This is a genomic window from Bradyrhizobium sp. ERR14, from assembly GCF_014198235.1.
GTDB lineage: Bacteria > Pseudomonadota > Alphaproteobacteria > Rhizobiales > Xanthobacteraceae > Bradyrhizobium.
Map to the genome: position 1 here is coordinate 21,796 of NZ_JACIHD010000014.1, position 12,980 is coordinate 34,775.

The window sequence follows — 12,980 nt, forward strand, 5'->3', positions numbered from 1 at the left end:
AACACGAAGTTCACGGCAGGAACTGTTGTGCGGCTGCGCGCGACGGCGCGCAAAGAAGCGATTAACCATGCGCGCGCGGCGTTCATCGAAAATAAACGCTGATCGCCAAATTGCCCCGCTGCTGACGACGTGGTGAATCCAAACGCCGTTTCTGTTTACCAAACAAAACGGCTTTTGCCTTTTATTGACCACGTCGAGGGGCGCGGAAAGCCATCAGCTCTCCACGGCGCATGTGATCTAGACGAAACAGTACAGAGTACGTCGATGTTCAAGAAAATGTCTGTCGCGCTGCTCGGCAGCGCTTGCACCTTCATTGCCGGCGCAAACAGTGCCAGCGCCTTCGACAATTCGGTGCCGAACGATCCGCCCGCGGTGCTCTACCAGCCGCAGGTGCCGCCGGCGCCGGTGCGCGTCGCCTCCAATGCGAACATGGGCGGCGGCTTCATCGAGTTCCTGTTCGGCGACGGTCCCGGCCGCGGTCCGGCCTACGCGCCCGAGCGACCGGTCTATCAACAGCAGCCCGGCTATTACGACCAGCGCCGCCTGCCGCCGATGGGCGAGCCGCAGCAGGGTGGATATCAGCAAGGCGCGGTTCAGCAGGAGACGGTCGACCCGCGGCAGCGGCCGTTCGATCCGAGGTTCGAGAAGCAATCTGTTGACTATAGCGGCAAGGAAAGTCCCGGTACCATCGTGGTCGATACCCCGAACAAGTTCCTCTATCTCGTCGAGGGCAACGGCAGGGCGATGCGCTACGGCATTGGCGTCGGGCGTCCCGGCTTCACCTGGTCCGGCGTGAAGGCGATCACGGCCAAGCGCGAATGGCCGGACTGGACGCCGCCGGCCGAAATGCTCGCCCGCCGCCCCGATCTGCCCCGGCACATGGAAGGTGGTCCGGAGAACCCGCTCGGCGCCCGTGCGATGTATCTGGGCTCGACGCTGTATCGCATCCACGGCTCCAACGAGCCCTGGACCATCGGCACCAACGTCTCCTCCGGCTGCATCCGCATGCGCAACGAAGATGTCATCGACCTCTACGGCCGCGTCAATGTCGGCACCAAGGTCGTGGTGATGTAGCCCGGCGCTCGCTGCGAGCCGTCAACTCCGCGTGTCGCGCCGGCTCGCGACGCGCGGCATCGAAGGCGTTGCGTGCCGCCGGCGTACGTCCTCCGGCTAAGGTCTAGGCTGGCCGACGATGCCCCGTCGAAGCCAGACGAGGGGCAACAGAGCAGCGACGACGAGTTGATGAATGGGAAAGCGATGCGCGAGCGGAGCGCTTCAATCGCCGCGCCGACAGCTCGGCCTTCTTGACGAGCTCGTGCAGTCCCTCCAACTCCGACAACTCGGTGATGAGATGAGTTGTCACGTTGGTCAGGGTGGCGATGCGCTGCTGAAGTGGACTCATTTTTTAAAACCCCGACTATAACCAAGAGAGGCAACCACATCGGTGTGTGGCATGAGCAACGTGTTCTTCCAGTTGAACACCCATGTCCGCATTTGGAAATCCGGGAGTCTACGGCTGCGCGTGTCAGATGCCGATTTGATTTGTCATGGTGAATTCAGGCGCGTCGGGTAACGTTCAGCCAGTCCAATGACGCTGCACATTAGTCATACTATATCGAACGTCCCGGCTGCTTGCCGTCGCACAAAAGGCGCTCGGGGCACGCTCTAAAGAAAACGGCCGCCGAGAGGCGGCCGTTCGCATCTTCGGGGCGAATTGCTCACGCGTAATCGCTGCCGCCGTCGTCGTCGCCGCCGAAGTCGCTGTCGTCGGCCACGTCCATATTGCCGTCGTCGTTGTTGTCGCCGTAGTTCTGGTCGTTGTCGTTGCGATCGTTGTTCGCCTGGTCGGAGAAGCTCTGGCGAGACTCGCGGTTCGAGCCGATGTCGTTCAGGCCGGCATCGCGCGCGAGCGAGCCGCCGGACTGATCGCTGCCGCCCCAAGGACTTCCACCAGCGCCGCGGTCGCCGAGGGCATTGGTGTCGCCAAAGGCCTGCTGATGCGATCCGCCCATCATGCCGCGGATGCTCGAGAGCAGCAGCGAGCCACCGACGACGCCGGCGGCAGCTGCCGCCGCGGTGCCGAGGAACGAGCCGCCGCCACCGCCCATCGGCGGTGCGCCATAACCCTGGCCCGGGCCCTGACCTGGACCTTGGCCGTAAGGGGGCTGACCGTAGCCCGGTTGCGTCTGCTGCATCGCTCCGCCGCTGTTCCAGACCGGCCGCGCGTCACGCGGCGGCACGTTCGGAACCGAGCCGCGCGAGGGGCCTCCGCCGAACAAGGTATCGCGCATGGTGTCGAGGAAGCCGCCGGACTGCGCCTGCTCGGGCCCATGGGCCGCTTCCAGCTCCTGGATGCGGTTATGGGCGCGCTTCAGCGCTTCGTCCTGCAGCAGCGTGGTCTGCACCAGCGCATAGATCGCGCCGGGCGCCTTGCGCAGCCCGTCCGAGATCGCGGCGATCGCGTCGGGATCGCGCGGTGCGTTTTCCAGTTTCGAAAGCCGGTCGAAAAGGTCGTCGACGAGCTGGCGTTCCTGCGGCGTCATGATCAGTCTCCCTCGCGCAAAACAAGCGCGAAGCAGATGTAGGGTTCCATTGTGGCCCCAACAGTGCCGGCCGGATTAAATTTCGGTATGCGACAAGCTGCCCCGCGGCTTGCTGTCAACCCAGCGTGGCGCGGCTGTCCGCCAGCAGACGCGCAAAGGCGTCGCCGGCCAGATAGGCGTGCTCGCGTTCGCGGACATCCGTCATCGGATCGAGGCCGGCGAGGACATCGTCGACGAAGCCGGGATGGCACATCACGAGGCCGCCATCCGGCAAGCCTTCCAGGAATTGCCGCATCAGCTCGCCAAAATCGGCCGCCCGCGTGAAGTCATAGGCGCCGGCAAAGCCCGGGTTGAAGCTGAGGCCGGCGCTGCCGGCACGGCGGCGGAATTGGGCGCTGAGGATGTCGAGCACGATGGCCTTGGGTGAGGCCAGCCGCTGCCTGAGCGGCAGGTCGCGGCCGCCCTGGCGCACCCAGGCGTTCGGCGCGCCTTCGCTGACCGCATCGACGAAGCCGTCGCGCACCTGCGGATAGAGCTGCACATGCTGATGGCCGTCGACGAAGTCAGGCGCGCACCCGAACGCTTCGGCAAAGGCGGCGAGCTGCGCCTTCACCTCGTTGCGGACGAATTCGCGGTCGAGCCGCCGCAAAATGCCCGCGCGCAGCAGCTTCGGAAACGGCATGAACATGTCGCCGTCGAGCGGACGAAAATGCATGGTGAGGGGGCGGAACGGCGCCGACAGCGTCACGTGCAATCCGATCGCGCAGCGCGGACTCGTCTTCGCCGAGGCCTGGAGCGCCTCGACCTCGCTGCGCGCGATCGCAGGCCCCACCATCATCACCGAGGTGGCGTTGAGACGGCCGCGTTCGATCAGGTCGCGGATGGCGCGGTTGACGCCCGGGCTGATGCCGTAATCGTCGGCACAAAGCCAGATCCGCCGCAGGCCCGCGGCCGCGCTCATTCGGCGGCCGTCCTCTTCGCGGCATCGTCGGCTTCGAAGTGCTTTTCACTATGCTCGGCGACGAAGTAGATCGGGCGCGCCTTCAGCTCGGACAGGATCTTGCCGATATATTCGCCGACGATGCCGATCATGATGAGCTGCACGCCGCCGATCGTCATCAGGCCGATCACGAGCGAGGGATAGCCGGGCACCTGCTTGCCGGTCGTGAACACCTCCCAGAGGATCGAAAGGCCGAACAGGAAGGCGCCACCGGCGAGAATGACGCCGAGCAGGCTGGCAAAGCGCAGGGGGGCGACCGAAAACGAGGTCAGGCCCTCGATCGACAGGCCGAGCAGGCTTGCGGCGTTGAAGGTGGTGACGCCGTGGGCGCGTGCGGCAGGCTCGTAGTCGACGCGGATCTGGCGGAAGCCGATCCAGCTGGCGAGGCCCTTGAAGAACCGGTTGCGCTCGGGCAGCTGCCTGAGCGCTGTGACCGCGCGCGGTGACAGCAGGCGGAAGTCGCCGGCGTCCTCGGGAATCTTCTGCCGGGCCCCCCAATTGATCAGCGCATAGAAGCCGTGCACGGCGACCCGGCGCAGGAAGGTCTCGTTGTCGCGATGCGCCTTGGCGGTGTAGACGACGTCATAGCCGTCATCGATCCAGTGCCGCACCAGCTGTTCGATCAGCGCCGGCGGATGCTGGCCGTCGCCGTCCATGAACATGACGGCGCCGAGCCGGGCATGGTCGAGGCCGGCCATCAGCGCCGCCTCCTTGCCGAAATTGCGCGACAGCGACACCACCTGGACGTCGATCGCGTCGGCCGGCAGCGAGCGGGCGATCGCCAGCGTCGCATCCTTGCTGCCGTCGTCGACATAGACGACCTCGCAAGCCAGCCGATAGCGCTCCCGCAAGGTCTTTGCGAGATCGCAGATGCGCTGGTGCAGGGCGGCAAGGCCCGCCGCCTCGTTGTAAACGGGGACGACGATCGACAGTCCCTTCGCGGCTGCGGTGCCTGCGGTCGTCGTCATGCCGGAAACGTCAGAGCCCAGCGTCATCGATCAAGGTTCCAGAGGCGTTCAAAGTCATCTCAACAGCATATGGTAGCCGCCATTTGCTGTCGCAAAGCTGAACGAAAAGCCGAACGTCCCCGGGCTCACCGCCGCAGGAACGCCTCGAGCTTGGCGAACAGCGGGTTCTCCCGGTCGAACACGTAGTCGAGCGAAACGACCGAGACGGTTTCGGCGCCATGCTCGCGCAGGAAGCTTGCCAGCGCATAGAGCTGCCCCGGTGGGCAGTGCAGCGTCAGCATGCCTGACGAGGTCGGCCCGCCGAACGGGGCCTCGACGCCGTACCGGCTGTGGGCTTCGCCGAGCAGGGCGGCGTCGCATTGCCGGAAGCGGGTGCGGACCTCGCGATACTTGTTGGCCCGCGCCCTTGCTGCGATGTGATCGAGGATGACGCGCGCGGTCTCCCGCGCCTGCGGCGTCCAGTCGGCCTCTTTCGAGGCGACCAGATTGGCCTGGCTGCGCAGGATCACGCCGTCGTCGAGCACCCGCAAGCCGTTGGCGGCAAGCGTCGCGCCCGTGGTGGTGATGTCGACGATCAGCTCGGCGCTGCCGGCCGCCGGCGCGCCTTCGGTCGCGCCGCTACTTTCGACGATGCGGTAATCGGTGATCCCGTGGCTCTGGAAGAAGGTGCGGGTGAGGTTGATGAACTTGGTCGCGACCCGCATCCGCATGTGATGCTGCTCGCGGAAGCCGGTGGTGACGTCGTCGAGGTCGGCCATGGTGCGAACGTCGATCCACGCCTGCGGCACCGCGACGACGACGTCGGCATAGCCGAAGCCGAGCCCATCGATCAGCGACACGCGCTTGTCGGCGTCCGCGATGTTCTCGCGCACCAGGTCTTCGCCGGTGACGCCGAGATGCGCAAGACCGCGCGACAGTTGCGAGGCGATCTCGCTCGCCGAGAGATAGGCGACCTCGACATGGTCGAGGCCTGCAAGCGTGCCGCGATAGTCGCGGGCGCCGCCGGCCTTCGACAGCTTGAGGCCGGCACGGGCGAAGAAGGCTTCGGTGTTTTCCTGAAGGCGACCCTTGGAGGGAACGGCCAGAACGAATGGCGCGCTCATGACTTAAGCTCCCACCTTGCGGCCGATCTTCGTCAGCGCGTCCACCCAGACCGAGAAGCCGACCGCAGGGATCGGTTCAGGCGATCCCAGCTGGGTCATCAGCCCGTCATAGCGGCCGCCGGCAACCAGCGGCTCGGCGCCGTTGCCCCGGTGGTGCAGCTCGAATTCGAAGCCGGTGTAATAGTCGAGCCCGCGCCCGAACGCGGTCGAGAAGCGCGTCTGCTTCACGTCGATGCCGCGCGCCGCCATGAAGCCGACCCGGCTCTCGAACTGGTCGATCGCAGCCGTGAGGTCGAGCTTGGCGTCGGTAGTGAGCGCGCGCAGCTCGGCGATGGCATCGTCGGGATTGCCTGCGATCGTCAGGAAGCGCTTGAGCACGGTGATCGCCTCGCGCGGCAGCGCGCCGCCCTTCAGCGTCGATTGCTCGAGGAAGCGATCGGCGATCTCGGCCGTGGTGCGTCCCCCGACATTGGTGGTGCCGGCGATCGACATCAGATCGGTGACGAAGGCGAGCGCCGCCTTGCGGTCGGAGCCGGCGAGGGCGGCGAGCACGCCCTCATATTCGCTGCGGGTCGCCGTGGTCGCGGCCGCCAGCCGTTCCAGATCCTTTTCCAGGCTGATCTTGCGATTGAAGTCCTTGACCAGGCGGCGGCGCCAGACCGGATAGAGGTCGAGCGCATCGAGCAGCGCGTTGAACAGCGCCACGTCGCCGGTGCGGATCTCGACGTCGCGGACACCGAAGGCCGCGGTTGCTTCGAGCCCGAGCGCCAACGTCTCGGCGTCGGCCGCGGCGCGGTCCTGGCGGCCGAATGATTCGATGCCGGCCTGCAGGAATTCGCTGGCCTGGCCGCTGCGGTAGCGGAACACCGGGCCGAGATAGCTGAACCCGGCCGGCTGGCCGGCACGACCGGAGCTCAGGTAGTCGCGCGCCACCGGAATGGTCAGGTCCGGGCGCAGGCACAGCTCCTCGCCCGTGAGGTCCGTCGTCAGGTACAGGCTCTTGCGGATGTCCTCGCCGGAGAGGTCCAGGAACGGCTCGGCCGGTTGCAGGATGGCGGGCTCGGCCCTGACGTAACCGGCCTGCGCGAACGACAACAGCAGCGTATCCGCCCAGGCGGCGGAGCCGGCAGCATTTGAGGTGGCAGTCGCGGTCATAACTGGGTCCATCGTCCCGGTGGAACCGGGCAGGCAAGGGGAGGCAAGCGAATTGCGCAGCCCTTAGCATGGTCGATGCGCGGTTTCGACCTCCAAAGGATCAATCGCTTAATGGACGGGCAATGCGCCGCGAAACCGCTGCCCTCCCTCTCCCGCTTGCGGGGGAGGGCCCGGGGTGGGGGTGCGTCCGCGTCGGGATTGTCTGAGGTCTACGCAAGAAATCGCCAAGTGGAGAGAGCCCCCACCCGGCGCTTCGCGCCGACCTCCCCCGCAAGCGGGAGAGGTTGAGGGCGCGGCACGACCGGTTCAAGTTCGCGCTCACCTGTCTCTAGGCCGTCTTGCCACCCCAGTCGCCCAGCACCGCCTGCACCAGCGCCAGCGCGGCCACGGCGGCGGTATCGGCCCGCATGATCCGCGGGCCGAGCGCCAGCCGGAGGATCCTGGGCTGCCGCAGCAGCAGGGCGCGCTCCTCTTCGGCAAAGCCGCCTTCGGGGCCGATCAGCACGTCGATCCCCTGTCCGGCCTCGCGGGCGTTTTGCAGGCTTTGAACCGGGTTTTGCACCTCCGCCGCCTCGTCGCAGAAGATCAGCAGGCGGCCCGCGGGGCGCTGACTGAGATACCGCTCCAGCGGCACCGGCTCGGCGACCGTGGCGATGCTCAGGATGCCGCATTGCTCGGCCGCCTCGACGACATTGGCGCGCATCCGCTCGGTGTTGACCCGGGAGGCCTGGGTGAACCGGGTCAGGACCGGATGAAGCGCGGCGGCGCCCATCTCGATGGCCTTCTGGACCATGTAATCCAGCCGGGCATGCTTGAGCGGGGCGAAAACGTAGGCGACGTCAGGCAGCCCGTCCTGGGGCCGGGTCTGCTGCAGGATGACGAGGCCGTCCGGCCGCTTGCGACCTTCGATGGCGGCCTGCCACTCGCCGTCGCGGCCGTTGAAAGCCAAAACCTCGGCCCCGGCGGCAAGCCGCAGTACATTGCCGAGATAATTGCTCTGGTCGCGGTCGAGCGGGATCCTGGCGTCCTGGGCAAGGGGGGCGTCGACGAACAGGCGGGGAGCGCGAAAATCGTGGGAGGGCATCGTTCAAGGGTCCGATTTGGGGCCGTTCTTAACCGAAAGCAGCCTTTCCGGGGGTAAATATTGCCGAAACGGTGCGTCCCCGCGCCGCGCTATTGCCCTATTCAACGGGTTGTTAAGCGCCGGCGGGAATCGTAAAAACGCGAACACGCTGGTTGCGCTTCAATTGGGAAGACGCTGAACCCCGTAGCTCCTGCCGGAGAGACTATCCTGATGATCCGTCATTTGATGGTTCCGATCACTGCCGCCATGGTCACCCTGAGCACCGCGGGCGCCTATGCGCAAAGCGCCTTCCCGGCGCCGCTGCCGAACCAGGCCGCCACCAGTTCCGCGTTTCCCCCGGTGAACGGCTCGGCGCCGACCGCTTCGGTCGGCACGGCACCGCAATCGTCCTTTCCCGTGAATGGCGCCGCGCCCGTCGGCGGCGCTGGCGCATTCAGCGCGGCCCCGCCGACCCAGGGCGGCCCCGGCGAGGACTGCATGAAGGCTTTCATTCCTCTGCGCGAGGAAGCCGAGAAGCGCGGCAAGCTGATCAAGGCCGCGAGCGACCGTCATGCGCCGCCGGACGAAGCCTGCAAGCTGATCCGCAATTTCAGCCAGGCTGAGACCAAGATGATCAAGTACATCGAGTCCCACGCCGCCAAATGCGGAATCCCGCCGCAGATCGGCGCGCAGATGAAGGACGGTCACAAGAATACCGAGGCCATGGCGACGAAGGTCTGCAACGTCGCGCAGCAGATGCAGAACCAGCCGCGCGGTCCGGCCGGCCCGTCGTTGAGCGAGGTGCTCGGTTCAGGCTCGGCGCCTGAGGCCAATGCCGGCAAGAAGGGTGGCAGCACCTTCGACACGCTCAACGGCAACGTCCTGACCCGATGATACACGTGCCGCCGATTTGAAGTTCCTACGGTGTTTGCCGCGAGACCCTCATGAGAACTTCAAATCGATAAGCGGCACGTGAATTATAGTTTCTTGCTAGTGCCCTTGTAGTTTTCGAAGTTCGTACCGGGATACGCCGCGATGGAATACGAACTTCGAAAACTGGACACTAGCACATCCGCCCGCGTTGCCGATTCCACCGGCAACTGGGTTGATACGCTGGCGCCGCCATGGGCGCGGCCCTATTTGCGATTGTCCCGCTTCGATCGTCCGATCGGCTCCTGGCTGCTGTTGATGCCGTGCTGGTGGTCGGCGGCGCTCGCGAGCGGCATGGCGCATGACCTCAGCGGACTGCCGCTCACCATCGTGCTGTTCTTCATCGGCGCCTTCGTGATGCGCGGAGCGGGCTGCACCTGGAATGACATCACCGACCGCGACCTCGACGACAAGGTCGAGCGCACCCGCTCGCGGCCGTTGCCCTCGGGGCAGGTGAGCACGAAGCAGGCGCTGGCTTGGATGGTCGTGCAGGCGCTGATCGGCCTTATCGTGTTGCTGCAATTCAACCGCTTCGCGATTGCGACCGGCATCGCCTCGCTCCTGATCGTCGCGATCTACCCCTTCATGAAGCGCATCACCTGGTGGCCGCAGATCGTGCTCGGGCTTGCCTTTTCCTGGGGCGCCCTGATGGGATTTGCCGTCACCTTCGGCCGCATCGACGTCACCGCGATGGTGCTCTATGCCGGCGCGATTTCATGGGTGATTGGCTATGACACGATCTACGCGCATCAGGACGCCGACGACGACGCGCTGATCGGCATCAAGTCCACCGCGCGCCTGTTCGGTGCGCACACGCACCAGGCGCTGATCCTGTTCTACGGGCTCGCTGTGATGCTGATCGGTGTCGCGCTGGCCTCAGGCGATGCGCGCTGGCCGGCCTGGCTCGGGCTGATCGCCTTCGCCGCGCACCTGGCCTCGCAGATCGTGCGCTTGCGGATCGATGATCCCGAGCTGTGTCTGCGCTTGTTCAAGTCGAACAGGGATGCGGGTCTGTTGCTGTTTGCAGGATTGCTCGCCGACGCGGTGATGCGGGCGTAGCTCCCGTAGGGTGGGCAAAGGCGCACTTGCGCCGTGCCCACGAGCTCTCAATGATTGACAAAAAGGTGGGCACGCTTCGCTTTGCCCACCCTACGGCACCTGTGAATGCCGTTTAATTCCTCGCGATGATCTCGCGTTCTTCGCGATGAACCGACAGCTCCCGCGCCATCGCAACACGGCGGCGCATCAGGAATTTCGGACGGCGGGCGCGGATCGCATTGGCGCGGCGGCGGCGGGCCGCGGGCTTGCGCGCGCCTTCGTCGAGCTGCGGAAGCGCGAACAGCTCGCTCCAGATCGCCAAGGCCTCGACGAGCTCCTCGCCGTCGGTGCCGACGAGCAGCGGAACGGAGAGCGAGGGATCGCGATGCACCAGGACGATGGCCTGCGCTTCGTCATTGCCGCGCAGTGCGACGCCTGTGAAGTCGCTGACGCGGACGTTGATCGCCATCTGCATGCCGCGAACGGCACGGCGCAGCACGACGCGTTCGCGATGAAGCTCGATCTGCCTGACATGTCCGTCGGCGCGCGGATCGTGCGCATCGAAGCGGACCGGAAGGGAAAGGGGGTCGAGCCGCAGAGAGCGGCTCGACCCGGCGGGAGCGACCCCGCATGTTGCTGTTTGACGCCTCACGGCTTTAGTTCTCCCCGCCGGGATTATGTTCCCGGTCGATGCGAGGACCTTAGCGCGCCGCTTTCCGAAACCGCTTAAAAAGGCTGGTTAACCCACCGTCACTGCTGCTCATGATTGACAAGACCTTGGCGCGCATGATTGACGAGACGTTGCGCCAAAGGTGCGAATCTGAGCTTTTGGCGGGCTGAAAATGCTTGAAGTCCGCGCGATCAGGGCACATCTGTGGGTTCCGGTCCCGAACCCCCGCCCCAACAGGATTTCGTTCGTGAACTCTTCACCATCCGCAAGCTCGACGCTTTCGTCCAAGGATTCCTCCAAGGGGTCAAAGGCCAGCCGCGACCTGTTCGACCAGTCCGCTTTGTCGGATCTGGCGCAGCGGCTGGTGGAGGCGGCCAAGCGCGCCGGCGCGGATGCGGCCGACGCGGTCGCGGTGCGCGGCGTCTCGCAAGGCGTCGAGGTGCGCGACGGACGCGTCGAGGAATCCGAGCGCTCCGAGGGTGACGACGTCGGCCTGCGGGTACTGGTAGGCCAGCGCCAGGCGGTGGTTTCGACCAATGACGTCAGCGGCGATGCCGTGACGAAGCTTGCCGAACGCGCGGTCGCGATGGCGCGCGTTGCGCCCGACGACAAATATGTCGGGCTCGCCGATCCCGCGCTGCTCGCGCGCGACTTCCCCGATCTCGATCTGCTTGATCCCGATGTGCCTGCCACCAGCGAGCTCGAGCGCCGCGCACTCGCGGCCGAAGCTGCCGCGCTCGCCGTGAAGGGCGTCACCAAATCCGGCGGCGCCTCGGCCTCCGCGGGCATGGGCGGCATGGTGCTGGTCACCTCGACCGGCTTCCACGGCTCCTATTTGCGCTCCAGCCAGGGCATCTCGGCCACCGCCATCTCGGGCGAAGGTACCGGCATGGAGCGCGATTACGACTTCACCTCGGCGCCGCATGGCGCGGACCTGTTGTCGCCGGAGATCGTCGGCCGTTCCGCCGGCGAGCGCACCGTGGCGCGCTCCAATCCGCGCAAGGTCGAGACCTGCAAGGTGCCCGTCGTGTTCGATCCGCGCGTTGCGGGCTCCCTGGTCGGCCATGTCGTCGGCGCCATCAACGGCGCCTCGATCGCGCGCAAGACCAGCTTCCTCAAGGACAAGCTCGGCCAGCAGCTGTTTGCGAAGAACATCCGCATCATCGACGATCCCCTGCGCAAGCGTGGCCTGCGCTCGCAGACCTTCGACGCAGAAGGCGTCGCCGTGAAGAAGATCGCGCTGATCGACGAAGGCGTGCTGACGACCTGGCTGCTCGACTGCGCCACTGCGCGCGAGCTCGGCCTTGCCACCACCGGCCATGCCCATCGCGGCGTCTCCTCCTCGCCCTCGCCCGGGCCGTACAATTTGCATCTCGAGCCTGGCACACCGAGCCCGGCCGAGCTGATCGCCGACATCAAGCAGGGCTTCTACGTCACCGATCTGATCGGCTCCGGCGTGAACGGCGTCACCGGCGATTACAGCCGCGGCGCCTCCGGCTTCTGGATCGAGAACGGCGAGATCACCTATCCCGTCAGCGAGGTGACGATCGCCGGCCATCTGTTCGAGATCTTCAAGTCGATGCAGCCCGCGAACAATCTCGAGTTCCGCTACGGCATCAATGCGCCGACGGTGCGCATCGAGGGATTGACGCTTGGCGGACGTTGAGGCGAACGCGCCGGGCGAAACCATCCTGACGCGCGATGCGGCGCTGCTGCAGGACACGGTGCGCGAGGCGGGTGCGCTGGCGCAGTCGATGTTTCGCACCGAACTGAAGAAGTGGACCAAGGGCACATCCTCGCCGGTCTCCGAAGCCGACATTGCCGTCAACGACCTGCTCGAAGCGCGCCTGCGCAGCGCGACGCCGGATTACGGCTGGCTCTCGGAGGAGAGCGCCGACGATGCGGCGCGGCTGTCGCGGCGGCTGACCTGGATCGTCGATCCCATCGACGGCACGCGCAACTACCTCAATGGCCACGACGATTGGTGCGTCAGCGTCGCGCTGGTCGAGGATGCCGCGCCGGTGCTGGCCGCGGTATTCGCGCCGACGAGCGGCGAGTTCTTCTTCGCCGCACGCGGCCAGGGCACCACGCTCAACGGCGCAGCCGTGCAGGCTTCGCCCGGATCCGCGCTCGACTTCTCCCGCATCGCAGGCCCGAAACCGATGGTCGAGCGGCTCAACAGATCAGGCGGCGAGATCAAGCTGCATCCGCGAATCGGCTCGCTCGCGCTGCGCCTGTGCCGGGTCGCCCATGGCGCGCTGGATGCGGCTTTTGCGGGGGGCAACAGCCATGATTGGGACCTTGCGGCGGCCGATTTGATCGTGCAGGAAGCCGATGGTAGGATGAGCGACCTCTCCGGAGAACCCATCCTCTATAACCGCCGGGAAGTGGCGCACGGGGTGCTGGTGGCAGCGGGACGCGATCGTCATGCGGGCATTGTCGCGCATTTTCGAAACCGCCCCTTGGCCTAAAGCGCGTGCGCTGTGCTTTGTCGACCACTGCTGCCGGGC

12 protein-coding genes are annotated in these 12,980 nt (G+C 66.0%); 5 read left to right on the top strand and 7 right to left on the bottom strand.

Annotated features, from left to right (window positions below; translation table 11 throughout):
* Window positions 1-264 precede the first annotated feature (264 nt).
* A complete protein-coding gene (locus tag GGD62_RS29050) occupies window positions 265-1,074 on the top strand; it encodes a L,D-transpeptidase (protein WP_092255294.1) in 810 nt (269 codons plus the stop codon).
* Window positions 1,075-1,718: 644 nt separating this feature from the next.
* On the opposite strand, the gene GGD62_RS29055 is transcribed toward GGD62_RS29050, so the two are convergent.
* From GGD62_RS29055 to GGD62_RS29080, 6 genes are all read right to left on the bottom strand, one after another.
* Complete coding sequence (locus GGD62_RS29055) at window positions 1,719-2,543, bottom strand: DUF2076 domain-containing protein (RefSeq protein WP_018321907.1); 825 nt, start codon at window positions 2,541-2,543, stop codon at window positions 1,719-1,721.
* 115 nt (window positions 2,544-2,658) lie between these two features.
* Window positions 2,659-3,504, bottom strand: a complete 846-nt coding sequence (locus GGD62_RS29060) for a ChbG/HpnK family deacetylase (protein WP_183236784.1) — start codon at window positions 3,502-3,504, stop codon at window positions 2,659-2,661.
* Window positions 3,501-4,538: a glycosyltransferase family 2 protein gene (locus GGD62_RS29065; protein WP_018321909.1), complete on the bottom strand. Its 1,038-nt coding sequence runs from the start codon at window positions 4,536-4,538 to the stop codon at window positions 3,501-3,503. Before GGD62_RS29065 ends, GGD62_RS29060 begins: the two co-directional genes overlap by 4 nt.
* Window positions 4,539-4,636: 98 nt before the next feature.
* Window positions 4,637-5,614: an ATP phosphoribosyltransferase gene (hisG, locus tag GGD62_RS29070; RefSeq protein ID WP_018321910.1), complete on the bottom strand. Its 978-nt coding sequence runs from the start codon at window positions 5,612-5,614 to the stop codon at window positions 4,637-4,639.
* Window positions 5,615-5,617: 3 nt separating this feature from the next.
* Window positions 5,618-6,769, bottom strand: coding sequence for an ATP phosphoribosyltransferase regulatory subunit (locus tag GGD62_RS29075; RefSeq protein WP_183711590.1), 1,152 nt, complete (start codon window positions 6,767-6,769; stop codon window positions 5,618-5,620).
* Window positions 6,770-7,097: 328 nt separating this feature from the next.
* On the bottom strand, window positions 7,098-7,853 hold the full coding sequence (locus GGD62_RS29080) for a 16S rRNA (uracil(1498)-N(3))-methyltransferase (protein ID WP_183711591.1): 756 nt from the start codon (window positions 7,851-7,853) through the stop codon (window positions 7,098-7,100).
* A gap of 210 nt (window positions 7,854-8,063) precedes the next feature.
* Here GGD62_RS29080 and GGD62_RS29085 point away from each other — a divergent pair, with 210 nt between their 5' ends.
* Together GGD62_RS29085 and ubiA are read left to right on the top strand one after the other, a co-directional pair.
* The gene (locus GGD62_RS29085) at window positions 8,064-8,726 is read left to right on the top strand and encodes a hypothetical protein (RefSeq protein WP_018321914.1); all 663 of its coding nucleotides are present in this window, start codon (window positions 8,064-8,066) and stop codon (window positions 8,724-8,726) included.
* 141 nt (window positions 8,727-8,867) lie between these two features.
* Window positions 8,868-9,821, top strand: coding sequence for a 4-hydroxybenzoate octaprenyltransferase (ubiA, locus tag GGD62_RS29090; RefSeq protein ID WP_183711592.1), 954 nt, complete (start codon window positions 8,868-8,870; stop codon window positions 9,819-9,821).
* Between the two features lie 112 nt (window positions 9,822-9,933).
* On the opposite strand, the gene GGD62_RS29095 is transcribed toward ubiA, so the two are convergent.
* Window positions 9,934-10,452, bottom strand: coding sequence for a DUF6101 family protein (locus GGD62_RS29095; RefSeq protein ID WP_183711593.1), 519 nt, complete (start codon window positions 10,450-10,452; stop codon window positions 9,934-9,936).
* A 265-nt stretch (window positions 10,453-10,717) separates the two neighbouring features.
* On the opposite strand from GGD62_RS29095, the gene GGD62_RS29100 reads away from it, so the two are divergent.
* Window positions 10,718-12,136: a TldD/PmbA family protein gene (locus GGD62_RS29100; RefSeq protein ID WP_177237061.1), complete on the top strand. Its 1,419-nt coding sequence runs from the start codon at window positions 10,718-10,720 to the stop codon at window positions 12,134-12,136.
* Window positions 12,123-12,941, top strand: coding sequence for a 3'(2'),5'-bisphosphate nucleotidase CysQ (locus tag GGD62_RS29105; protein ID WP_183261620.1), 819 nt, complete (start codon window positions 12,123-12,125; stop codon window positions 12,939-12,941). The genes GGD62_RS29100 and GGD62_RS29105 overlap by 14 nt, the downstream gene beginning before the upstream one ends.
* The last annotated feature ends 39 nt before the right edge of the window (window positions 12,942-12,980 follow it).

Excerpts from the sequence above, each read along its gene's own strand:
- GGD62_RS29050 (WP_092255294.1), top strand. The coding sequence starts at position 265 with ATGTTCAAGAAAATGTCTGTCGCGCTGCTCGGCAGCGCTTGCACCTTC.
- GGD62_RS29055 (WP_018321907.1), bottom strand. The coding sequence starts at position 2,543 with ATGACGCCGCAGGAACGCCAGCTCGTCGACGACCTTTTCGACCGGCTT.
- GGD62_RS29060 (WP_183236784.1), bottom strand. The coding sequence starts at position 3,504 with ATGAGCGCGGCCGCGGGCCTGCGGCGGATCTGGCTTTGTGCCGACGAT.
- GGD62_RS29065 (WP_018321909.1), bottom strand. The coding sequence starts at position 4,538 with ATGACGCTGGGCTCTGACGTTTCCGGCATGACGACGACCGCAGGCACC.
- hisG (WP_018321910.1), bottom strand. The coding sequence starts at position 5,614 with ATGAGCGCGCCATTCGTTCTGGCCGTTCCCTCCAAGGGTCGCCTTCAG.
- GGD62_RS29075 (WP_183711590.1), bottom strand. The coding sequence starts at position 6,769 with ATGACCGCGACTGCCACCTCAAATGCTGCCGGCTCCGCCGCCTGGGCG.
- GGD62_RS29080 (WP_183711591.1), bottom strand. The coding sequence starts at position 7,853 with ATGCCCTCCCACGATTTTCGCGCTCCCCGCCTGTTCGTCGACGCCCCC.
- GGD62_RS29085 (WP_018321914.1), top strand. The coding sequence starts at position 8,064 with ATGATCCGTCATTTGATGGTTCCGATCACTGCCGCCATGGTCACCCTG.
- ubiA (WP_183711592.1), top strand. The coding sequence starts at position 8,868 with ATGGAATACGAACTTCGAAAACTGGACACTAGCACATCCGCCCGCGTT.